20 protein-coding genes are annotated in these 21,801 nt (G+C 53.5%); 3 read left to right on the top strand and 17 right to left on the bottom strand.

The genetic code is table 11. The features are described from left to right. Nucleotides 1-2 precede the first annotated feature (2 nt). The 9 genes from rodZ to trmJ all read right to left on the bottom strand — a co-directional run bounded on the left by rodZ (nt 3) and on the right by trmJ (nt 9,124). The gene (gene rodZ / locus AACU55_RS12160; RefSeq protein ID WP_134705513.1) at nt 3-995 is read right to left on the bottom strand and encodes a cytoskeleton protein RodZ; all 993 of its coding nucleotides are present in this window, start codon (nt 993-995) and stop codon (nt 3-5) included. Then, nucleotides 985-1,722: a type IV pilus biogenesis/stability protein PilW gene (pilW, locus tag AACU55_RS12155; protein ID WP_041673193.1), complete on the bottom strand. Its 738-nt coding sequence runs from the start codon at nt 1,720-1,722 to the stop codon at nt 985-987. The genes rodZ and pilW overlap by 11 nt, the downstream gene beginning before the upstream one ends. A gap of 100 nt (nt 1,723-1,822) precedes the next feature. Then, nucleotides 1,823-3,022, bottom strand: coding sequence for a bifunctional tRNA (adenosine(37)-C2)-methyltransferase TrmG/ribosomal RNA large subunit methyltransferase RlmN (locus AACU55_RS12150; RefSeq protein ID WP_013574368.1), 1,200 nt, complete (start codon nt 3,020-3,022; stop codon nt 1,823-1,825). 225 nt (nt 3,023-3,247) lie between these two features. Further along, a complete protein-coding gene (gene ndk / locus AACU55_RS12145; RefSeq protein ID WP_013574367.1) occupies nt 3,248-3,673 on the bottom strand; it encodes a nucleoside-diphosphate kinase in 426 nt (141 codons plus the stop codon). A gap of 222 nt (nt 3,674-3,895) precedes the next feature. After that, nucleotides 3,896-4,759 (bottom strand): enhanced serine sensitivity protein SseB, encoded by an 864-nt coding sequence (gene sseB, locus AACU55_RS12140; RefSeq protein ID WP_037036412.1) that lies wholly within the window; start codon nt 4,757-4,759, stop codon nt 3,896-3,898. An 82-nt stretch (nt 4,760-4,841) separates the two neighbouring features. Beyond that, nucleotides 4,842-6,152: an aminopeptidase PepB gene (gene pepB, locus AACU55_RS12135; RefSeq protein ID WP_037036414.1), complete on the bottom strand. Its 1,311-nt coding sequence runs from the start codon at nt 6,150-6,152 to the stop codon at nt 4,842-4,844. A gap of 81 nt (nt 6,153-6,233) precedes the next feature. Beyond that, complete coding sequence (locus AACU55_RS12130; protein ID WP_134705512.1) at nt 6,234-7,403, bottom strand: IscS subfamily cysteine desulfurase; 1,170 nt, start codon at nt 7,401-7,403, stop codon at nt 6,234-6,236. A 273-nt stretch (nt 7,404-7,676) separates the two neighbouring features. Next, nucleotides 7,677-8,171, bottom strand: a complete 495-nt coding sequence (gene iscR, locus AACU55_RS12125; protein WP_013574363.1) for a Fe-S cluster assembly transcriptional regulator IscR — start codon at nt 8,169-8,171, stop codon at nt 7,677-7,679. Nucleotides 8,172-8,386: 215 nt separating this feature from the next. Next, the gene (gene trmJ / locus AACU55_RS12120) at nt 8,387-9,124 is read right to left on the bottom strand and encodes a tRNA (cytosine(32)/uridine(32)-2'-O)-methyltransferase TrmJ (RefSeq protein WP_013574362.1); all 738 of its coding nucleotides are present in this window, start codon (nt 9,122-9,124) and stop codon (nt 8,387-8,389) included. 127 nt (nt 9,125-9,251) lie between these two features. Here trmJ and suhB point away from each other — a divergent pair, with 127 nt between their 5' ends. After that, entirely contained in the window at nt 9,252-10,055 is an 804-nt protein-coding gene (gene suhB, locus AACU55_RS12115) for an inositol-1-monophosphatase (RefSeq protein ID WP_013574361.1), read from the top strand. Nucleotides 10,056-10,135: 80 nt separating this feature from the next. Here the strand turns inward: suhB and AACU55_RS12110 are convergent, their stop codons facing one another. Next, entirely contained in the window at nt 10,136-11,155 is a 1,020-nt protein-coding gene (locus AACU55_RS12110) for a nickel/cobalt transporter (protein ID WP_037036418.1), read from the bottom strand. Next, complete coding sequence (locus AACU55_RS12105; protein WP_223509731.1) at nt 11,146-11,811, bottom strand: DUF1007 family protein; 666 nt, start codon at nt 11,809-11,811, stop codon at nt 11,146-11,148. Before AACU55_RS12105 ends, AACU55_RS12110 begins: the two co-directional genes overlap by 10 nt. 187 nt (nt 11,812-11,998) lie before the next feature. Here AACU55_RS12105 and csiE point away from each other — a divergent pair, with 187 nt between their 5' ends. After that, nucleotides 11,999-13,279: a stationary phase inducible protein CsiE gene (gene csiE / locus AACU55_RS12100; protein WP_013574358.1), complete on the top strand. Its 1,281-nt coding sequence runs from the start codon at nt 11,999-12,001 to the stop codon at nt 13,277-13,279. Here csiE and AACU55_RS12095 read toward each other — a convergent pair. Both AACU55_RS12095 and glyA read right to left on the bottom strand, forming a co-directional pair. Then, a complete protein-coding gene (locus AACU55_RS12095) occupies nt 13,276-14,436 on the bottom strand; it encodes a 3-phenylpropionate MFS transporter (protein ID WP_134705511.1) in 1,161 nt (386 codons plus the stop codon). The two genes, csiE and AACU55_RS12095, sit on opposite strands and share 4 nt — an antisense overlap. Nucleotides 14,437-14,599: 163 nt before the next feature. After that, the gene (glyA, locus tag AACU55_RS12090) at nt 14,600-15,853 is read right to left on the bottom strand and encodes a serine hydroxymethyltransferase (RefSeq protein ID WP_015689472.1); all 1,254 of its coding nucleotides are present in this window, start codon (nt 15,851-15,853) and stop codon (nt 14,600-14,602) included. A gap of 332 nt (nt 15,854-16,185) precedes the next feature. Between glyA and hmpA the strand changes: the two genes are divergently transcribed. Then, a complete protein-coding gene (gene hmpA / locus AACU55_RS12085; protein ID WP_134705510.1) occupies nt 16,186-17,376 on the top strand; it encodes an NO-inducible flavohemoprotein in 1,191 nt (396 codons plus the stop codon). Nucleotides 17,377-17,440: 64 nt separating this feature from the next. On the opposite strand, the gene AACU55_RS12080 is transcribed toward hmpA, so the two are convergent. From AACU55_RS12080 to glnB, 4 genes are all read right to left on the bottom strand, one after another. Continuing rightward, complete coding sequence (locus tag AACU55_RS12080) at nt 17,441-18,844, bottom strand: c-type cytochrome (protein ID WP_134705509.1); 1,404 nt, start codon at nt 18,842-18,844, stop codon at nt 17,441-17,443. A gap of 10 nt (nt 18,845-18,854) precedes the next feature. After that, complete coding sequence (locus tag AACU55_RS12075) at nt 18,855-20,456, bottom strand: GMC family oxidoreductase (RefSeq protein WP_134705508.1); 1,602 nt, start codon at nt 20,454-20,456, stop codon at nt 18,855-18,857. Between the two features lie 26 nt (nt 20,457-20,482). Beyond that, on the bottom strand, nt 20,483-21,004 hold the full coding sequence (locus AACU55_RS12070) for a sorbitol dehydrogenase family protein (protein ID WP_134705507.1): 522 nt from the start codon (nt 21,002-21,004) through the stop codon (nt 20,483-20,485). A gap of 419 nt (nt 21,005-21,423) precedes the next feature. Continuing rightward, nucleotides 21,424-21,762, bottom strand: coding sequence for a nitrogen regulatory protein P-II (glnB, locus tag AACU55_RS12065; RefSeq protein WP_013574351.1), 339 nt, complete (start codon nt 21,760-21,762; stop codon nt 21,424-21,426). Nucleotides 21,763-21,801: the final 39 nt, after the last annotated feature.

The following is a 21,801-nucleotide window of genomic DNA, read 5'->3' as shown; positions in this document are numbered from 1 at the left end:
GATTACTCGGCAGCTAAGGTCAGGCGCGCAACACGGCTTGATTTTACAAAACGACTTAAATCAACCGGCTTGCCCTGGAATTGGATATCCACCGCCCCCGGCGCACCGATTTTCAGTTTATACGGCGCAGTGCCCTTCACGCTGAAGGTCTCTCCGCCTTTCTTCATGCCGCTGAACAGGGTTTTTCCTGATGCGTCATCAATCTGGAACCAGCAGTCAGCTTTAAAGGTAAAGGTCACCGCTTGTGGATCCGCACCTGCTGCCGCAGTTTGTGCATCACCGGTTGGCAGACCGTTTTCAGCAGTTGCAGGCTGACTGGTTGAAACAGCGGCAGGCGCTTGCTCCGCTGGCGTACCCGATGCTGCCGGTGCGTTGCTTGCTGCTGCGCCCGGTGCGGTATTCAGCGGGATAGAATTCTGCGGCTGTGTTGTGTTTGCAGCAGGAGCCGTGTCAGAAGAAGTATCTTCTGTTGTCGGTGCAGAATTCGCATTGTCGCCCAGAGGAATAGTTTGCCCCTGGCCGTTATCCTGATTCAGTTGTGCTGATGACTGATCGGCCATTGTTGCGATTTCCTGCTGTTGCGCCTGATGATTTTGCCACCACCACGCACCGGTCAGGCCAATCACCACAAACACCACCAGCCAGGTAAAGCCCATCAGCCAGCCATCGCGTTTTTTGCGAGACTTACCGAGAGAGAATCCCTGCATTGAAGCCACTTTAGGCACTTTAATCGGCGCTTGTTTACCGATCAGACCTAATAATTCTTCTTCCGGGACATGAACCAGTTTTGCATAGGAACGGAGGTAACCACGCAGGAAAGTCGGCGCAAGATCGGCCGGCGTCGTTTCTTCTTCGATTTGGCGAATAGTTGAGACTTTCAGACACAGGCGTTCTGCAACAGCCTGATGACTAAGACCTAACTGTTCACGAGCCTGACGCAGACGTTCGCCTGTAGTCAGTTTTGCATTATTTTCTTGAGGGGCTTCAGTATTCATTGGCTAAGAACTGCTGGTACTGTTTAGATTGTGGATAACTACGCGCAAGTTGCTTACCGTAGCGTTGAACGCTATCCGGGTTGCCCGCTAACGCAGCGAATCGAATTTGTAACATGAGGCTGTCGGCAGTGGCTGGCAGAACATGTTGATATACATCCAGTAATAGTTTCGCCTGAGCGCGGTTCCCTTCCCCAAATTCTTTGGTTGCCTCAGTCAGCAAGGGTGCGCCTTTATCGGGATCCACTTTCAATGCCCGGCTTAGTAACACTCGCGCTTCCTCATTCTGATTGGCCTTCAGAAAACAGTAGCCTGCATTTTCCAGACTGTCAGCAACCTGACCGTAATCAGGCGCATTAGCTGCGGCGCTAAACTGCTGTTGTGCGGGTACATACTGCCCTAAACTACACAAAAACGCACCGTAATTATTTAAGACCGTCCCATTTTGCGGCGCCAGCTGCAACGCTTGCTGGTAGCGGCTTTCCGCTGCTTTCTGATTGCCGTTTTTTTGCTCGTAAAGCGCCATGCCAAGCTGTGTCCGATAATCCTGCGGCGCACCGTCAACGGCTTTCTGCAGATTCTGCCTGGCCGCCTCCATGTTCCCCTGATTCAGGTACGCCATGCCAAGTTCGAGACGCGTTTGTGCTGCGCCGCTGGCCTGTTGCGTTTCTTTCGGTGAACTGGAACATCCCGCCAGTAAAGCCACAGTCATGCCTGCGGCGATCAGCATTTTCACACTGCCCTTCATTGTCATGCTTAATTCCCTTTACCCTGCCAGCGACAATAAAACAGCGGGCTTCGACGGAACACCGTGGCGAAGCCCATTGGGATCAGACGGCTTTTACGGAAATCTGTTGCTCGCCTGCCATTTTTTTCTTCAACGTACGTTTGGTACGGTCGATAACATCACCGGCCAGCTGACCACACGCGGCATCAATGTCATCACCACGGGTTTTGCGCACGATAACTGTAAAGCCATAATCCATCAGCACTTTAGAGAAACGATCAATACGGCTGTTCGAGCTGCGGCCATACGGCGCGCCCGGGAACGGGTTCCATGGGATCAGGTTGATTTTGCATGGCGTATTCTTCAGACGCTCAGCCAGTTCATGCGCATGCTCGGTGCCATCATTGATGTGATCCAGCATAACGTATTCGATGGTAACGCGGCCCTGATTGGCGTTGGATTTGCTAATATAACGCTCAACAGCGGCCAGGAAGGTATCGATATTGTACTTGCGGTTGATTGGCACAATTTCGTCACGAATGGCGTCGTTAGGTGCGTGCAGGGAAATCGCCAGCGCGACATCTATCATATCGCCCAGCTTGTCCAGCGCAGGGACGACACCCGATGTGGAAAGCGTCACGCGACGTTTTGACAAACCGAAACCGAAATCGTCGAGCATGATTTCCATGGCCGGAACCACGTTATTGAGGTTCAGCAAAGGTTCGCCCATGCCCATCATCACCACGTTGGTGATGGGGCGCGTACCGGCCACTTTCGCCGCACCGATAATTTTTGCCGCACGCCATACCTGACCGATAATTTCGGACACACGCAGGTTACGGTTAAAGCCCTGTTGCGCCGTGGAACAGAAAGTACATTCCAGTGCACAGCCGACCTGAGAGGAAACGCAAAGCGTCGCACGGTCGCCGTCCGGGATATACACGGTTTCAACCAGTTGTCCGCCCACCTGAATCGCCCACTTGATGGTGCCGTCAGTTGAACGTTGTTCTGACGCGACTTCCGGTGCACGAATTTCTGCAACGCGGGCCAGCTTTTCACGCAGCGCCTTATTGATATCGGTCATTTGCTCGAAATCATCGCTGCAGTAGTGATACATCCACTTCATGACCTGATCAGCACGGAACGGTTTTTCGCCCATGTTGATGAAGAACTCACGCATTTGCTTGCGGTTAAGGTCAAGAAGGTTAATTTTTGCGGCAGCAGGCACGACAGTATTCACGGCTTCTGCGGAAACAGCGTTATTTTCAGACAAAATTGGCTCGGACGTGTTGGATTCTAACATGATGAAAATGGCCTCGTTGTTACACGTTATGGCGTATTGGAAGTGCAGAGCCTGGCCCGAAAGGTAACGGCTGGCCTGCAAATAAAATTGCGCCCCGAAGAGGCTGGCTCATTCGGGGCGCAACATTGTACAAATTTTAGGGCACGGTTGCCATGTTTGGAAAGTACAGTTACAAAATTCTTGTGAATTTGCGGCTTATCTTCCAGCAACGGTGACTCAAAAATCTTAACGCGGGCAGATTTCGCTTTCGGTAAAGAAGTAAGCGATTTCGCGTTGTGCAGATTCTACAGCGTCAGAACCGTGAACCGCGTTAGCAGTGAAGCTATCCGCGAAGTCTGCACGCAGTGTGCCAGCCAGTGCGTTGTCCGGGTTAGTTGCGCCCATGATGTCACGGTTACGCTGAACCGCGTTTTCACCTTCCAGAACCTGAACCATGATCGGGCCAGAGGTCATGAACTCAACCAGACCGTCGAAGAACGGACGGCCTTTGTGTTCTGCGTAGAAGCCTTCAGCTTGTTCTTTCGTCAGTTTCAGCATTTTAGACGCGATGATGGTGAAGCCAGCGCGTTCGAAACGTGCGTAGATAGCACCGATGTCGTTGTTAGCTACGGAGTTTGGCTTGATGATGGAGAAAGTGCGTTCAATAGTCATGAAAAAACCTCTGTCTGACTTTTATAGGTAGGGCCGGTTAATTTAATGTTATACCTGCCGTAAAATGGCGGTGATTATAGGGAGCGAAGTTACGATTGCCTACCCGAATCACAACATTTAATTAAAAAAATGTGTGATTAATTCACTATCGAACCTAAACCACCTATTTCCCGCAAACAAAACAGGGGCAAAACGGTGCTTTCCCCTGGTGTCCTCTCACTTTTATGCCTGTCCTGACGAAGGAATAATATTGCGCAACCAGCTTCCCCACTTGCGCTGATAGAACGGCTGGGTGTGGCTGATCAGATAATGGCTGATGCCACGCTCTTTTTCAGAAACGATACAGAAATCCACCGGACGATCGTCGGGAGAGGTTTCACTCGCCACATTCCCTGCCTCGCGGATCAGCGCATCAATCTCCTGCTCATCACCATCCGCTTCGACGCCAATCAGCAGGTTTGGCTGTTCATCCACGGCTTTATCGTGGATCAGCGCCATAAATGCACGGCGCACCGGTTTCTTCTGGGTGAAAAGCGTGGTGAGCGCGTCGATCATAGCGGAAGGATACTCCTCCGGCTGGCCGATCAGCAGCTGACTTTCTTTATCCAGCACCAGCTCAGACGGCGCATTTAACCCGCCATTGCTCAGCAACAGCGTAACCTCGTTCGGGGTGAATTCCTTGCCGTACTCCGACTTCGGATTCAGAAACAACTCCTCCCCTTGTGTCATTTCAAACAACACGCGGGCAGGCAGCGCGACAAACGCCTGCTCATCCGGGCTTTCGCCGGCACTGGCTTTTTCCAGAACCTCCACAGAGGAAAAGAAAGGAATGATCGAGCTGCCGTCCTGTTTTTCCCAGTGCAAAACATTCAGTTCACTGCCTGCGGTAATCGCCACACTGCCCTGCTTTTCAGCGTCATCCTGCCCTGCATCACCCAGCACAAACACGGTGGACTCCAGCAAAGTTTGATAAAACGCCGGACGCCAGGCAGGCGCGGTGACAGACAGGCGAAGCAGACGCTCCAGCTCGTTTTCACCGTCGGTCGCCGCCGCGCTGGCAGGGAGATGATCGTGTGGGACACTCATGGTTCTTAACTCCGCTAGTGGTATAAAACGGGGCGCTGTTAAGCGCCCCGTTGTGCTTCATGCATGCATTGCTTTCTAAAACTTACTTCGCCTTAGCTAACAGCAGGTTGGCGACGGTACGCACCCCCAGACCTGTCGCACCGGCAGACCACTGATCCGCCGCGCTTTTGCGGTACGTTGCGGAACAGTCGATGTGCAGCCAGCCTTTCTTATAGTCAGTGACGAAATGAGACAAGAACGCAGCGGCTGTGCTTGCGCCCGCAGTGTGTGCAGGACCGGCAATGTTGTTCAACTCTGCAAAGTTAGATGGCAGATGAGAACGGTGGAATTCTTCCAGTGGCAGACGCCAGAACGGTTCGTGTTCGGCTTTCGCGCTTTCCAGCAGTTCGCCTGCCAGTGCATCGTCAAAGCTGAACAGTGCGTGATAATCGTTACCCAGCGCAGTTTTCGCCGCACCGGTCAGCGTGGCCGCATCAATGATCAGTTCAGGCTTTTGCGCAGAAGCGTCGATCAGGCCATCAGCCAGCACCAGACGGCCTTCGGCGTCGGTGTTCATCACTTCAACGGTTTTACCGTTGCGGTAGCGGATAATGTCGCCCAGTTTCAGTGCATTGCCGCTGACCATGTTATCCGCGCAGCACAGATACAGTTTCACACGTTTATTCAGACCGTTCGCCGCTGCCAGCGCCAGTGCGCCGGTCAGCGTGGCCGCGCCGCCCATATCCGCTTTCATGGAATCCATTGACGCGCTTGGCTTCAGGCTGTAGCCGCCGGTATCAAAAGTGATACCTTTGCCGACCAGACAGGCGTAAACCGGTGCATCTGCGTCGCCGCCCGGGTTGTAATCCAGCGCCAGTAATACCGGCGGACGGTCAGAACCGCGGCCCACGGTGTGGATACCCATATAACTTTGCTGACGCAGGTCGTCGCCTTTGGTGATGCGGTAGCTGACTTTTTCATTACCGAATTCACACATCAGATCAACCGCGCGGGTCGCCAGTTGTTCAGGGGACAAATCCTCTGCCGGGGTATTAATGGTATTACGTACCCAGTCGATGATTTTCAGGCGTTGTTTAAGCGTGTTCGCGTCATCTTCAGACAATTCTGCCCATTCAACGTTGCGTGTGCCTTTCGGGCCACGGAAGCCTTGCCAGAATGCCCAGCTATTTTCGAGATCCCAGCCTTCACCCGCCAGTTTAACATTTTTAACACCCTGACCGTCGATACGACGCGCGGCACGGGCAATGACCGTCAGCACATCGCCGCCATTCAAATGAATGGTCATACCGGCGGAATCAGTGCTCAGTGTGGCTTTTTCGCCCCAGCGCGCATCAGCAGGCTGGGAAGAAAGGAATACGGACATTGCTTCATTGGTCGTGACTTCGGAACTCATAACAGCACTCCTGATGTTTTTTATCTTCAATGAATATTCATTTTCAATGACAGGCAAATCACCCTTTCATCGGGTGGCACTTCATTTCGTATAAACAGGTGGCAACTCACGCAGGCGGCGGACAGATTTCACCACCAGCGCAATCGCATAATCAATTTCTTCTTCCGTTGTCCAGCGCCCCAGCGAGAAGCGAAGGGAGCTGTGCGCCAGTTCTTCACTTAATCCCAGAGCACGCAGAACATAGGAAGGCTCAAGGCTGGCAGACGTACAAGCCGAACCTGACGATACCGCCAGATCTTTCAACGCCATGATCAGAGACTCCCCTTCTACACTGGCAAAACTGACGTTGAGAATATTCGGTGCCGCATGTTTCGGCGTGCCGTTCAGAAACACCTGATCCAGCGCCTGAATGCCTTTCCACAGGCGATCGCGCAGTTCAGTCAGACGCGCTACTTCGGTTGTCATTTCTTCTTTGGCGATACGATAAGCCTCGCCCATCCCGACAATCTGATGCACCGGCAATGTACCGGAACGCATGCCGCGTTCATGCCCGCCGCCGTGGATTTGCGCGTCAATCCGCACTTTCGGTTTACGACTCACGTACAGCGCGCCAATGCCTTTCGGGCCGTAAATCTTATGCGCGGAAAACGACATCAGATCAACCTGCAACTCGCTGAGATCAATCGCAATCTTGCCCACACTTTGGGTCGCATCCACATGGAAAAGGATGCCCCGACTGCGGCACAGTTCGCCGATGGTCGCAATATCCTGTACCACGCCGATTTCATTATTCACCTGCATGATGGACACCAGAATGGTGTCCGGGCGCAGCGCCGCTTCAATCGCCGCTGGCGGAATAAAACCATCTGCCTGCGGCGCCAGATAGGTGACGTCGAAGCCTTCGGTTTCCAGTTGAGCACAGGTGTCTAACACCGCTTTATGCTCAGTCTGGCTGGTAATAATGTGTTTGCCTTTCGCGCTGTGCGCGTGGGCGGCACCTTTAATCGCCAGATTGTCAGATTCGGTGGCGCCCGATGTGAAGACGATTTCACGCGGATCGACATTAATCAGCTCGGCAATCTGGTTACGCGCTACATCCACCGCCTCTTCAGCCTGCCAGCCGAAACGGTGAGAACGGGAAGCCGGATTACCGAAAGTACCGTCCAGTGTTAAACACTGCATCATTTTCTGTGCAACACGCGGATCAACCGGCGTGGTGGCAGAGTAATCAAGATAAATAGGTAATTTCATGGCAGGTAAGCTCCGGACTGCGCGTTCGGCTTCGAACGAAAGAATTAAAAACGACATCCAGTTTAAAACGGGTTCACGGCTTCTTAAAAGGGAAATGACGCTTTGCGGGCACTAATCGGTAAGAATTGACGTCAGAAAAGCAAAAGCCCGCAGAAATGTGCATTTCCGCGGGCTTTGAGTAACGTAAAAATTCACATGCATCCCCTAAATCATTCGTGTCGCATCAAGGCGGCAACGGAGCAAACCCCGAGGCGGCGCGAAGGATGACAGGGATTAGGCTCGAAGATTGACGTTGATAGTTTCCATCTGGCGGCCATTCGGCTGACGACGGGTTTCCCCGTTCTGGCGGTCGGCCACTTCCAGGATTTCCTGATTATTGACCAGCTCTGCCAGTGTAATATTGTTCAGGAAGCCACTGATGCGTTCGCTCAGATCACGCCATAAGGTGTGAGTCAGGCAACGTTCGCCATTCTGGCAGCCTTCTTTACCCTGGCAACGGGTCGCATCGACAGATTCGTCAACGGCAGTAATCACTGCACCAACGGCGATATCACCAGAATCTTTACCTAACAGATAACCACCGCCCGGACCACGAACACTGGCAACCAGACCATTTTTGCGTAAGCGCGAGAAAAGCTGCTCCAGGTAAGAAAGGGAAATACCCTGACGCTCAGAAATGTCAGCCAGTGGTACTGGTCCTTCCTGGGAATGCAGTGCAACGTCGAGCATAGCGGTCACGGCATAACGGCCTTTGGATGTCAGTCTCATAGCATGGTTACCTGTTTAAATGACTTAGAAATTCAATAGTGCGGAACATGCAAACGAGTCTGCCATTCCCGAGTAAAACAGTCAACTATTTAACCTAGTAATTTACTCAAGTATTACAGATCGGACAGAACCGCACGATTTCTGTCATTTACTGATAATCGACAACCCTTTGATAAAAAGCCACAAACCGGTGTTTTATAATCAAATTCCGATACTTATTCTTTGTTGCTATGAGTCTTTTCAATCGACGTCAGGATACCGCGCAGGATGTTTAATTCCTGAGATTCAGGTCGTGCACGGGTAAACAGACGGCGTAATTTGCTCATCACCTGCCCCGGATGTGCCTGACGAATAAAGCCGGTTTCCAGCAAGGTTTTTTCCAGATGCTGATAAAAACGTTCGAGATCGTCGACCAGCGGATACGGTGTCTCTTCATATTCAATCTGCGGTTTTGCCGCTTCCAGCAAGGCCAGATGTGCGACGCGTACTTCATAGGCAATAATCTGCACAGCCATCGCCAGATTCAGCGAGCTGTATTCAGGGTTTGCCGGAATGCACACGTGATAGTTACATTTTTGCAGTTCTTCGTTGGTCAGCCCGACGCGTTCGCGGCCAAACACCAGCGCCACCGGCGCGGTTTGTGCGGCTTTCGCACTGTGCTCACCGCACTCGCGCGGTTCAAGCATCGGCCACGGCAGTGTGCGGGAACGTGCGCTGGTGCCGATCACCAGACTACAGCCCGCCAGCGCTTCATCAAGCGTATCAACAATTGTCGCGTTACCGATGACATCACTGGCTCCGGCAGACAAAGAGATAGCCTGAGAGTCAGGTTTTACCAGCGGATTCACCAGATAAAGGCTTGATAAACCCATGGTTTTCATAGCACGGGCGGTAGAGCCCATATTGCCAGTGTGGGACGTTTCTACTAATACAATGCGGATATTGGGCAGCATAGGAACTCTTAACCAGACGGAAAATCACAACAGCCTAACACAACGGTAGTTAATTTTCAGAACCCCTGCTATACTGCGCGCCGTTTCCCGTATTCCCGTTCTTTAACATCCTAGTTGGAAGATATCCATGCATCCGATGCTCACCATCGCCGTGCGCGCTGCGCGCAAGGCCGGTAACCTGATTGCCAAACATTACGAAACGCCAGACTCTGTAGAATCTACACAAAAAGGTACCAACGATTTTGTTACCAACGTAGACCGCGATGCAGAACACATGATTATCGATGTTATTCGCAAATCCTATCCAAAACACACCATCATCAGTGAAGAGTGTGGCGAGCTGGAAGGCGAAGACAAAGACGTACAATGGATTATCGACCCGCTGGATGGCACTACCAACTTCGTTAAACGCTTCCCACATTTCGCTGTTTCTATCGCCGTGCGCATCAAAGGCCGCACTGAAGTCGCGGTAGTTTACGATCCAATGCGTAACGAACTGTTCACCGCGAGCCGTGGTCAGGGTGCACAGTTGAACGGTTACCGTCTGCGCGGTACTAACGCGAAAGATCTCGACGGCACCATTCTGGCGACCGGTTTCCCGTTCAAAGCAAAACAACACGCAACCAGCTACATGAATGTGGTTGGCAAACTGTTCACCGAATGTGCAGACTTCCGCCGCACCGGTTCTGCTGCGCTGGATCTGGCCTACGTGGCCGCTGGCCGCGTTGACGGTTTCTTCGAAATCGCCCTCAAGCCCTGGGATTTCGCTGGCGGCGAACTGCTGGTTCGTGAATCCGGCGGCGTGGTGACTGACTTTGTTGGCGGCCACAACCACTTCTCGTCAGGCAACATCGTTGCCGGCAACCCACGCGTCGTTAAAGGTATTCTGATGACCATGCGTGATGAACTGAGCGAAGCGTTGAAGCGTTAATTCCGCTGAGTATCAGTTAAAAAAAACGGGCGTCCTTTCGGGCGTCCGTTTTTTTATGTCTGTTGTTTATGTACAGGAGGTTATCCCCTGAATGGCCCGCCGGTTATCGGCGAAACATCACCGCCGCCAGTGCTGAAGAGCAAAATGCCCGCCACCAGCAGCACAATTCCGCCGGTCAGCGCCAGCAGCGACCAGGTGATCCGCTGCCACGCCGCAGGTGTGCGGGTTGCGCTTAGTTTCACCGCCAGCGCACGGCTGTAAAACACCAGTACGCCAATCAGCGAGACGGTCAGCGACGTGCCGATAGCCATCGTAATGGCTGAAATCACGCCCCAGTTGTAGACGCCAATCACTTTGGAAAACAGCAACACCATGATCGCGCCGGAACACGGGCGTAATCCCATCGCCAGCACAATCGCCACCTGCGTGCGCAAATCTCCGCCCGCCTGAAGCTGCTGATCGTTTGGCACATGCTGATGGCCGCAACCGCAATGTTCGTCGTGGACATGCGTTTCATTGCCCATTGGCGACAGGCTGTGGATTTTCATGGCGTGAACCGGACGCAAACTTTTGATGGTTTGCCACATCCGTTTAAGCGCCCGCCAGCACAACAGCAACCCCAGCAACATCACCAGAATGAAACTGCCCCGCTCCATCCAGAAACTGCTCTGATGCAGCTGACGCGAAGACAGTTGCAGCACGCCGAGCACCACACTGACCAATAATATTGCCACCAGCCCCTGCACAATCGCCGACGCGAAGGTCAGCTTCAGGCTGTTTTTCAGTCGCGAAGGATGCGTCGCCAGATAGGTGGTGATAACGATTTTGCCGTGCCCCGGCCCGATGGCGTGGATCACGCCATAAATCAGGCTAAAACCGGCCAGCGTCATACCCGCCTGCATCGGATTTTCTTTCACCTGCCGCAGCAGACCCGCCAGTTCCTGATGTAACTCCCGCTGCCAGATAATACTGCTGAGTAAAATACGCGGCCAGTAATGGATTAACAGGGAAGCGCCGCCCGCCAGCAGCAACAGAAATACCGCCAGCGGCCAGAGATCGCGCCAGGACAGGGTTTTCGATGGCGTGGAGATTAATGACATTCCAGCGTGACCTTCTGAGCAAATTGCTGACCAAGATCCATGTCTTCCGGCGGGGCATCAGCCTTATCGAGTGACAGGGCATAATTTTGCAGCGAGGCATCCGGCTTCGGCGTAAACAGCGCCAGCGTACAGCGTTTTTCCAGCGCCGGTGGCAGATGCAACGCGGTTTTGTCTTTATAGGTCATATCGACAAAATACGAAGGATCAAAAGTGGAGAATTCCATCGGTTTGCCTTCCAGCCCTTGCGGTTTGGCCAGCGGCAGGACGAATTCCAGCACTGCCTGATCGCCCTTACGGGAAAGCTGATACTCACTGGGCAGATCCAGATATTTCACCGGTTTTCCGTCGCGATAGAAATCTGTGAAGTAATGCTGACTCAGCACCCGCGCCATGACTTCGGCCGCCAGTTTCTTCCAGATATCCGACCCCGGTTTGGCGTTCTGTGCGTCGTACAGCAAATCTGCCGAGGTGATTTCATCCATCGTCCAGACCATTTTCAGCCCGGTCAGCGAGGTTTCATTCGCCACGAGCGTGGTCTGCATATCAATAAAACTGTGCGGGTGCGCCAGCACCGTTGCGGGCAGACAGAACAGCGCAACGCCCAGCCATTTGGCGTAACGGGAGAAAGGCCGGTTCCGGGCCTGGTGTAACGTCATTTCCATATCAGGCGCCATTATATTGTTACTAAGTAACAGTATTTTGCTGTGCATTTAACCGGTCGTCAAAAATATCTGTGATCTGAGTTGTAAGCCGGAGTAAAAGCCAATCCCCGCGCCTTATTGCGGGCATTCGCTTTGCTATGCTTGACTAATAATTTCAGGCGATACCTTTTCGGCAGGTGATATGAATCCAGAAAAACAGCCCTCCCCTGCGCTTTCCGCTACGCAACGCCGTTGCCACGTGTTGCTGATGCTGTACGCGCCGCTGACGGCGGTTCAGCTGGAGATCATCAGCGAAATTAACGGCGTCGGGCTAGACATGACGTGGGAAGATCTGGCGGAAGTGACCTGCGAAATTCAGCGGATCCACCAGCTTGATGTGCTGCAGTACAGCGAAAAAGAATGCCGCATTCAGGGCGATACGCTCGCTCAAAGGCTGTGTTTATTTCAGGGTTTGCGCCGTACATTGCGCATTTCACCGGACTTCGTTTCCCGCCATTTTATTCCCTGGCTGCATATCGCCTTCGAAGGCCAGGCCTGCCCGAAGGCTGCTCTGCGCACCGACATTCTTGGCATGATGCTGGAAGACTGCGGCGCGTTATTACCCAAACCCCTGAGCGGACACGACCGCCAGCTGATGCTCATCTGCCTGCAATACTGTCTGTGGCAAAACAATGGCCCGACCGGCTTACGCTTCACCGAACAACAGCGTCGCTGGCTGCGCGAAAAGCCCGAATATCCTGCCGCCCGCGAACTGTTTATTCAGTTACAGGAACTCAGCAACGGCCGGCTGGATGAGTGCGAATGTGAGTTTTTCACCCTGATGTTACGCATGCTGAAAATCCACAGTTATCAGAGTTCCGGTTCGACGGAAGATCAGCGGCTGTTATTAGAAATTGAAAATATGGTGGCGCGTTTTCAGGATATCGCCGGGATGAAATTCAGCAGTTACGAAGGGCTGGTCGGCCAGCTTTTCGCCCATCTGGGCCCGGCGATCGAACGCTGTCATTTTGGCATCGGCATCGACAATCTGATGCAGGAAGAAGTGAACCGCATGTATCCGCGTCTGGTGCGAACCACCCGCGAGGCGTTGCAGGGTTTCGAACACGAATATCTGATTACGCTTTCTGAGGATGAAATCGGGCTGGTGGCGATCACTTTCGGCGCGTGGCTGATGCAGGGTAATGCCTTGCAGGAAAAACAAATTTTGCTGCTGACGCACGACAATCCGCAGCTGGAAGAAGCGGTCGAGCAGCAAATTCGCGAAGCGACGCTGCTGCCGCTGAACATCAAATATCAGACGCTGGCAGATTTCTATAAATTCGGTGCGCCAAGTGGCGTAGCGCTGATTGTCACCCCTTACGCCACCCGCAGCACCGACGCCGACCCGCTGGTGATCCACACGCAACTACCGCTGGCCAAAGAGCAGCGTAAACGTATCCGCTCGCTGCTCGAAGCCCCCTAACGGGCTGACGTCTCCGGCGCTGACGGCGTAACCACCGGACGCAGGAAAATCGCCGGCACCGCCAGCAGCGCCATCACCCAGAACAATCCGGCATGCAGATGTTCGAACAGGAAACCGGATACCATGGTCATCACGGCCACGCCGCCCCCCATCGCCAGTGCGGAATACACCGATTGCAGGCGGATCACCTGATCACGTGGTCGTGCGGCGATAAATCGCATGCCCGCCAGATGGCAAACCGTAAACGTGCCACAGTGCAGAATCTGCATCACAATCAGCCACGGCAACGCGGTAAACGCGCCCATCATTCCCCAGCGCACCACGCCACACACGGCCGAAAGCAGCAGCAGATCCCGCGCTGACCAGCGGTTGAAAAGCTGTTTGCTAAAGGTAAAGACCAGCACTTCCGCCACGACGCCCAGCGACCACAAATAGCCGATGGTCGTGGAAGAATAGCCCACGTCCTGCCAGTAAATTGCACTGAAACCGTAATACGCCGCATGGGCGCCCTGCAACAGCGTCACACATAACAGGAAACGCCAGACTGGTTTTTCGCCAAGCAACGCTTTCCACGAAATACCCGGCGCACCGCTGGTACGCGGCTCTCCCACCGGCTTCACGCTCGGGCGCAGCAACATGCCGAGCAGCATCGCGGCCACGCCTGCGGTCAGTGTGTACAAAATCGCCTTATGACCGTAGACCTCAACCAGCTTGCCGGTCACCGCCGATCCAATCACGAAGGCAATGGATCCCCAGACGCGCACCTTGCCGTAATCCATATTGATCTGGCGTTGCAACGTGCCTGCCAGCGCATCGGTCAGCGGCACCAGCGGACCGAAGAACAGACTGAAACCGGCAATGTTGATCATCAGCCACGCCCAGCCGTTGCCAAACCAGAACCCGACGGCAAACGCCAGCGTAAGCAGCGCCAGAATACGCAAACCGGTGATGAGATGTGAAGGGTCTTTGATGGAGGGCGAAATGATTAACGTGCCGAGAAAACGGGCGACCAGACCAGCACCCAGCAACAAGCCGATGCTTTCGGAGGAGATCCCCTCACCTTTAAGCCACAGGCCCCAGAAAGGAAGAAAAATACCGTAACTGAAAAAATAGGTGAAATAACTGAGTGCAAGCCAGCGCGTGGAACGCAATTCCATAAATCCTCCGGTGTGAGGCCAATACTTTGACAAAGCTCACAATCGCTAGCAATCCGCAGACGCTTTCATACTCCCGTAATGTCTGCCAGCTCACAAATTCTGATACATGCCCATAAAAAAACCCGCCGTAGCGGGTTTTAGCAGCTTAACGGCTTCGCAAATATTACGCGTAAACCGGGAAACGTGCACAGATGTCGAGAACTTTCTGTTTAACGCGTTCGATCGTTGCTTCGTCGTTCACGTTGTCCAGCACGTCACAGATCCAGCCAGCCAGTTCGCGCACTTCAGCTTCTTTGAAACCACGACGGGTCACAGCCGGGGTACCGATACGCACACCAGAGGTCACAAACGGGCTCTTCGGATCGTTAGGTACACTGTTTTTGTTCACAGTGATGTTAGCGCGACCCAGAGCAGCATCGGCTTCTTTACCGGTCAGATTCTTATCGACCAGATCCATCAGGAACAGGTGGTTGTGCGTACCGCCGGAAACCACTTTGTAGCCGCGTTCCAGAACCACAGCCACCATTGCCTGTGCGTTTTTAGCCACCTGCTGTTGGTAAGCTTTGAACTCAGGTTCCATCGCTTCTTTCAGTGCTACCGCTTTACCGGCAATCACGTGCATCAGCGGGCCGCCCTGGCCACCCGGGAAGACAGCAGAGTTCAGTTTTTTGTAGAACTCTTCGTCGCCGCCTTTCGCCAGAATCAGACCGCCGCGTGGGCCAGCCAGCGTTTTGTGCGTGGTGGTGGTCACGATGTGTGCGTGTGGAACCGGGTTCGGGTAAACGCCCGCAGCAATCAGACCGGCAACGTGTGCCATGTCAACGAAGAAGTAAGCGCCAACGCTGTCGGCGATTTCACGCATTTTTGCCCAGTCAACGATACCGGAGAATGCAGAGAAGCCGCCGATGATCATTTTTGGTTTGTGCAGTTCGGCCTGACGTTTCACGTCTTCGTAATCGATGTCGCCGCTTTCGTCGATACCATAAGGCACCACGTTATACAGCTTACCGGAAAGGTTAACCGGTGAACCGTGCGTCAGATGACCGCCATGGCCAAGGTTCATCCCCAGAATGGTGTCGCCCGGTTGCAGCAGTGCGGTATACACCGCGAAGTTTGCCTGTGAGCCGGAGTGCGGCTGAACGTTGGCGAAATCTGCACCGAACAATTCTTTTGCACGGTCGATAGCCAGTTGTTCAACGATGTCGACGTACTCACAGCCACCGTAATAACGTTTGCCCGGGTAGCCTTCTGCATATTTGTTGGTCAGTTGCGAACCCTGAGCCTGCATGACACGCGGGCTGGTATAGTTTTCTGACGCAATCAGCTCGATATGTTCTTCCTGACGAACAACTTCTTTTTCCATTGCTGCCCACAGCTCAGCATCATAATCGGCAATGTTCATTTCACGCTTTAACATCCGCATCTCCTGACTCAACAAACTAAAAATAAACGCCCCTTCCGGGTTCTGCGCCACAGTGTAAATGTTTAAGCGGCCTTCGGATAGGGTCAGTTTGAGGTTTTTAGGCAAACGATTGGCTCCAGATACAGCAAGGCTTTGATCTGCGAACATCTGTCCATAATCAAGGGATAAATATTCACCTGAACATGTACAAATTTCAGCTTTGTGACTCAGCCCCTGTCGGGAAAAGCCCTTACCCCTTTAGGGGGTGTTTACAGAAATAGTGGGTTTATATAAGATGCATTTAAAATACATGTTTAAATAAAATCATCACAGACAAGGTGTTCACCATGCTTGATTCAGCCACTATCGCCACCGTTAAATCCACTATTCCTTTGCTCGCCGCGACCGGTCCGAAACTGACCGCACACTTTTATGACCGTATGTTTGCGCATAATCCCGAACTGAAAGACATCTTCAATATGAGCAACCAGCGCAACGGCGATCAGCGTCAGGCGCTGTTTGATGCCATCTGCGCTTATGCCGCCAATATTGAAAATCTGGCGGCGCTGCTGCCTGCAGTGGAACGCATCGCGCAAAAACACACCAGCTTCACCATCCAGCCTGAGCAATACAATATTGTCGGCGCTCACCTGCTGGCAACGCTGGATGAAATGTTCAGTCCGGGTCAGGAAGTGCTGGATGCATGGGGCAAAGCCTATGGCGTGCTGGCGAATGTGTTTATTAACCGTGAAACCGAGATTTATCAGGACAGCGCAGAAAAAACGGGGGGCTGGCGCGGCACGCGTGAATTCCGCATCGCCGACAAACAACCGCAGAGTGAACTGATTACCTCTTTCCTGCTGGAACCTGTCGACGGTAAACCGGTGGCCGACTTCCAGCCAGGGCAATATCTGGCGGTATATATCCGCGATGCCTCACTGGAAAATCAGGAAATCCGCCAGTATTCCCTGACCCAGGCACCGAACGGCAAAACCTACCGCATCGCGGTAAAACGCGAAGGGCAAGGTGCCGTATCCAACTTCCTGCATAATTTTGCGCAGCCGGGCGACATCATTCATCTTGCTGCCCCGCACGGTGATTTCTTTATGGATATCAGCGATACCACGCCGGTGGCGCTGATTTCTGCCGGTGTCGGCCAGACGCCGATGTTGGGTATGCTCAATACGCTGGCAGAACGCGGACATCATGCGCCGGTACAATGGCTGCACGCGGCTGAAAACGGTGCCGTGCACGCATTTGCCGGTGAAGTGACAAGCGCGCAGAAAAACCTGCCGCAACTGGAAAGCCATGTCTGGTATAACCGGCCACAGGCAAATGATTTACCCGGTGAAGATTTTCAGTATCAGGGGCTGATGGATCTGAGCAAAGTCAGCGCACAGCTGAGCGATCCGGCGATGCATTTCTACCTGTGCGGTCCGGTCGGCTTTATGCAGTTTGCAGCGAAACAACTGCTGGCGATGAACATCAGCGAAGCGAATATTCACTACGAATGCTTCGGCCCGCATAAAGTGATTTAATCCCTGCACGAAAAGAAAAGGCTGACACAGAATGTCAGCCTTTTTTATTGCTGTTCAGTACAGATTAATGACGACGTCGGCGACGTACAAAGAACAGCGCAATCAGCAGGATAACCACCAGTCCCGCAATGCCCATGCCCCAGTGCGCCAGTTCAAGCAACGGCGAAGGTTTGCCACCTGCACGCAATTCTTTCACGCGGTCAGATGTCACTTTCGCCTGATCGTTACCAAACTGCCGCAACAACTGATTGCTCAGCGTAGCGACCTGCGTATCCGACAGTAAATGCTCAAACGCTGGCATCGCGACATCTTTGCTTTCCGGCCCGCGCTGCACGCCATGCAGAATCGCCATCACCAGGTTGTCGCTGTTCAGGTGCCCGAGCGCTGTATTATTGATCAGCGATGGCAGGCCACCGTCCTTGCTGCCACGGCCATCGGGCTGATGGCAACTGGCACAATAGCCATCATAAACCTGCCAGCCAGTCATTTTATCGGCATCAGCCGGACGCGGAACACCACGCAAAGAATCGGCATAATTTGCCGGTGATCCGAACTGGTCTGCGGCTCTCGCCTGCCCTTGCTGACTGACCGGCGTGATCTGTTTCAGCCAGACGGCAATGGCCTGCAAATCGCTGTCACTCAGATGGCTGAGGCTATGGTCGATCGCTTCTGCCATCGGCCCTGCCGCCTGCGCTTTACCCGGCGCGTGACCGGTTTTCAGGTAACCGGCGATCTCACCGGTGCTCCAGTTGCCAATCCCGCTGACCGCATCCGGCGTAATGTTCGGCGCGAACCAGGTGCCCAGACTGCTGCCGCCCAGCGCTTTATCGCCCTGTTCCGCCATCAGCGCATTACGCGGCGTATGGCAGGTGCTGCAGTGCGCCAGTGCCTCGCCGAGATACGCGCCACGGTTGACCTGATCGCTTTTCGACGGATCGGCTTTAAACGCGCCTTTTTCGAGGAACAGTAAATTCCAGCCTGCCATCGACAATCGCACGTTGAACGGGAACGGCAGCGCCGTCGGCGTTGACGGCACATCCACCGGCTCCACGCCCTGCATAAAGTAGGCGTACAGCGCTTTCATGTCGTCATCGCTGATTTTGGCATACGAGGTGTAGGGCATCGCCGGATACAGATTCGCACCATCACCGCGCACGCCATCACGCACCGCGTGTTCAAATTGCTCCAGCGTGTAATTGCCGATACCGTCTTTTTTAGACGGCGTAATGTTGCTCGAGTAAATAGTGCCCAGTGGCGTTGCCAGTCCGAGGCCACCGGCGAACGGTTTGCCGCCTTCGGTGGAGTGACAGGCCACGCAGTCCCCGGCGACCGCGACATATTCGCCTTTCCTGATCAGCGCATCCTGTTCCGGCGATAACGCGGCATAAGCTGTGCCCGCCGTCAGGCTCAGGCCAAAGGCCAGCAACGCGCCCGTCAGACGTTTTTGAGTTAAACGATTCAGAGTCATGTCAGTCAGCCTATAGCGCAGTTTTGGCAAGATGATCAGCAGTGCGTAACGCCAGTGCGACAGCGGTCAGCGTCGAATTGACCGTGGCCGAGGTCGGCATGACACCGGTACTGGTGATGAACAGATTTTCATGGTCATGAGTACGTCCGAACGCATCCACCACGGAATCTTTCGGGTCATGCCCCATGCTCATCGTGCCGGTAATATGCTGGTTGTTGCCGTAAACGCCCGGCTTGCTGAAGCGCAAATTGGTGCCGCCCATCAGTCTGGCGATCTCGGTATATTCTTTTACCGCGCGCGCCATACCGCGATGCACATAATCGTCCATGTGGTAAATCGCTGCCGGTTTCGGGATGCCCAGTTTGTCTTTTTTGTCGCTGAGAATGATGCGGTTATCGTAATTCGGCAACTGCTCCATCACGTTTTTCAGGCTGGTCTGGTGCGAGGCACGGCGACGAATTTCGTTATCCAGGCTGATGCCGTAAACGCCTTCCGCCAGCAGATCTTGCGTTACCGACTGCACCTGAGATGAGTTGGCGATATCGATACGGAACGAGGCGTAATCTTTACGGAAATCGCCGTCGCGCAGGCTGTTGATAGACGCCGGACTCATTGGCCCGCGTCCCGCCCACAACGGTTCTTCGGTTTCGAAGGTCAGTGAGTTACTCGGGTGATCCATCAGGTGACGCCCGACGGTGCCGGAACTGTTTGCCAGCCCGTCAGGATATTTATCGCTGGCGGAGATCAGCAGCAGTTTCGGACTTTCGATGCCGTTGGCCGCCAGCACAAAGTTTTTCGCCGTAACTTTATGTTCGCCTTTATCCGGGTCGTAATAATGCGCGGCAACAATACGGCCTTTCTCATCATGCTCCAGACGGTAAACTACCGCGCTGGTGATCAGTTTTGCACCCGCCGCTTCCGCAGCCTGCGCGGCGATGCCGCCGTGATATTGCGCGTCAATCGGGCAAATCGGCATGCAGTTGTTATTACCGCAGCAGGCAGGACGCCCGTCATAGTTACGGCTGTTACGGGCGGTGGTGTTAACGATCACCTCATAACCGCCCGGTGCCAGACGCTCGCGGAAACGCTGTTGCAGCCAGGATTCAGCGACCGGTTCCATCGGGAAGGGCTGGCTGCGCGGTGAACCGTTATTCGGCGCACCGGACACGCCCATTTTCACTTCGGCTTCGTAATAAAACGGTTCCAGCTCATCGTACGACAACGGCCAGTCACGCCCGACGCCGTACAGTGTTTTAATCTTCATATCATTAGGCAGAACACGCCATGCCTGCGCCGCCCAGTGCCAGGTCGTGCCGCCCATAATGCGGATGTATTCCGCCGGGAAAGGATACGGTCCCTGCTGTTGCAGATAATCATTATCTTCCGGTTTATATACCGGATGCGGTGACCAGTCCGAGTACGGATATGGCGACATAAAGTCTTTTTTGCGCGGCGAATTACGGAAGTTTTCAGTCAGCGTACCGCGATCAATACGCGGGCCGGATTCGAGAATAATGACGGAGATGCCCTGTTTTGCCAGACGCTGTGCGACCAGCGAGCCGCAGCTCCCCGAGCCGATGACGACGACGTCAGCGGAAAGTTGTTCACTCATTGTTTAACCCTTTTTGAACGTTATTTTCAGACAGGCTGTTTTGCCCAGGTGCCGTAAGCGCCGTAGGCATAACTCGGCGGGTTGAGGTGATCGCGAACCGCAACATTCATCAGCGCATTTTCATACGCCAGACAAACCGCCTGTTTGCCATCGCCGACCACGCCGAGATACCACGCCTGAAGAATGCTGCGCGGCAGTTTCGCCAGCGCGGGCTGCTGTGCATCCAGCGATTTTTGCAGTTCAGCGGCATCAATGTGATTCGCCGTGATAAACGCCTGCAACGCCTGAACCTGTGCGGTGAAGTCCGGGTACAGCGCTAACATCGTCTGGTAATAACGTTCAGAAAGGGCCAGGTCCAGCCGGTCGTGACCGGTCAGATACCGCGAGAGTTGGGTGAAATCCTGTTTTGCCTGTGACAAACCGGCAACCGGCGCGGCATAGACCGGGCTGAGCAGCAGCTTATTCATCAACGGAACGGAAAGCGCCGCCAGTGCGCCCCCTAAAAATACGCGCCGGGAAATGCGTATGGGTTTTTCTGGTTGTGACATTGCAAAGCCTTCTGAATGGGTGTGAAAACCACGATCAACGGAGATCAATCCACACCAGTTCCGGCCGCCTGATACTTTCACCCTGAATTGTTTTAGTCGGTGATTACAACGTATCTGACAGGTTATTCGAACTGGTATAACAACAAGCGTGATTTTACTCTCACTTTTTCAATGAAGTCACAATAAAAACCCCACAAATTTCACACAAAACTAACAAATAGCATTTTTTGTGGTTATTGGCGGAGAGGAACTTTGGGGGCTGATGAACAGAATTAACCGCTAAGAACTGGATAAACAAAGAGTTGAGAAGTGATGTGATTAAAAAATGATTGGTATAACAAGACAGGAAGGAGGAAACGGGCAATAACAGAGGAAAAACTCAGGGCCGGTAACATCGTATTACCCGCCCTGATGAAACATTAAATCGCTTCTTCGTCCTGCTCGCCGGTACGGATACGCACCACACGCGCCACATCAAACACGAAGATTTTACCGTCGCCGATTTTACCGGTCTGCGCGGTGGTCATAATAGTTTCCACGCAGGTATCCACGATGTCATCCGCCACGACAATTTCGATTTTCACTTTTGGCAGGAAATCGACCATGTATTCCGCACCACGGTACAGTTCTGTGTGACCTTTCTGACGGCCAAAGCCTTTCACTTCGGTCACGGTCATCCCGGTAATCCCGACTTCAGCCAGTGCTTCACGGACATCGTCGAGTTTGAATGGCTTGATAATCGCATCAATCTTTTTCATGGCGGACCCTTATAATCATTCGTTTGCTCTCCGCCTTCC

Origin of the sequence: Rahnella sp. CJA17(1/100), assembly GCF_963881615.1 — a bacterium.
GTDB classification, from domain to species: Bacteria; Pseudomonadota; Gammaproteobacteria; order Enterobacterales; family Enterobacteriaceae; genus Rahnella; species Rahnella aceris.
The sequence above is the reverse complement of the archived record's forward strand: the minus strand, read 5'-3'. Positions and strand labels throughout refer to the sequence as shown.

Coding starts and splice junctions, on each gene's coding strand:
- rodZ (WP_134705513.1), bottom strand. CDS start 995: ATGAATACTGAAGCCCCTCAAGAAAATAATGCAAAACTGACTACAGGC.
- pilW (WP_041673193.1), bottom strand. CDS start 1,722: ATGCTGATCGCCGCAGGCATGACTGTGGCTTTACTGGCGGGATGTTCC.
- AACU55_RS12150 (WP_013574368.1), bottom strand. CDS start 3,022: ATGTTAGAATCCAACACGTCCGAGCCAATTTTGTCTGAAAATAACGCT.
- ndk (WP_013574367.1), bottom strand. CDS start 3,673: ATGACTATTGAACGCACTTTCTCCATCATCAAGCCAAACTCCGTAGCT.
- sseB (WP_037036412.1), bottom strand. CDS start 4,759: ATGAGTGTCCCACACGATCATCTCCCTGCCAGCGCGGCGGCGACCGAC.
- pepB (WP_037036414.1), bottom strand. CDS start 6,152: ATGAGTTCCGAAGTCACGACCAATGAAGCAATGTCCGTATTCCTTTCT.
- AACU55_RS12130 (WP_134705512.1), bottom strand. CDS start 7,403: ATGAAATTACCTATTTATCTTGATTACTCTGCCACCACGCCGGTTGAT.
- iscR (WP_013574363.1), bottom strand. CDS start 8,171: ATGAGACTGACATCCAAAGGCCGTTATGCCGTGACCGCTATGCTCGAC.
- trmJ (WP_013574362.1), bottom strand. CDS start 9,124: ATGCTGCCCAATATCCGCATTGTATTAGTAGAAACGTCCCACACTGGC.
- suhB (WP_013574361.1), top strand. CDS start 9,252: ATGCATCCGATGCTCACCATCGCCGTGCGCGCTGCGCGCAAGGCCGGT.
- AACU55_RS12110 (WP_037036418.1), bottom strand. CDS start 11,155: ATGTCATTAATCTCCACGCCATCGAAAACCCTGTCCTGGCGCGATCTC.
- AACU55_RS12105 (WP_223509731.1), bottom strand. CDS start 11,811: ATGACGTTACACCAGGCCCGGAACCGGCCTTTCTCCCGTTACGCCAAA.
- csiE (WP_013574358.1), top strand. CDS start 11,999: ATGAATCCAGAAAAACAGCCCTCCCCTGCGCTTTCCGCTACGCAACGC.
- AACU55_RS12095 (WP_134705511.1), bottom strand. CDS start 14,436: ATGGAATTGCGTTCCACGCGCTGGCTTGCACTCAGTTATTTCACCTAT.
- glyA (WP_015689472.1), bottom strand. CDS start 15,853: ATGTTAAAGCGTGAAATGAACATTGCCGATTATGATGCTGAGCTGTGG.
- hmpA (WP_134705510.1), top strand. CDS start 16,186: ATGCTTGATTCAGCCACTATCGCCACCGTTAAATCCACTATTCCTTTG.
- AACU55_RS12080 (WP_134705509.1), bottom strand. CDS start 18,844: ATGACTCTGAATCGTTTAACTCAAAAACGTCTGACGGGCGCGTTGCTG.
- AACU55_RS12075 (WP_134705508.1), bottom strand. CDS start 20,456: ATGAGTGAACAACTTTCCGCTGACGTCGTCGTCATCGGCTCGGGGAGC.
- AACU55_RS12070 (WP_134705507.1), bottom strand. CDS start 21,004: ATGTCACAACCAGAAAAACCCATACGCATTTCCCGGCGCGTATTTTTA.
- glnB (WP_013574351.1), bottom strand. CDS start 21,762: ATGAAAAAGATTGATGCGATTATCAAGCCATTCAAACTCGACGATGTC.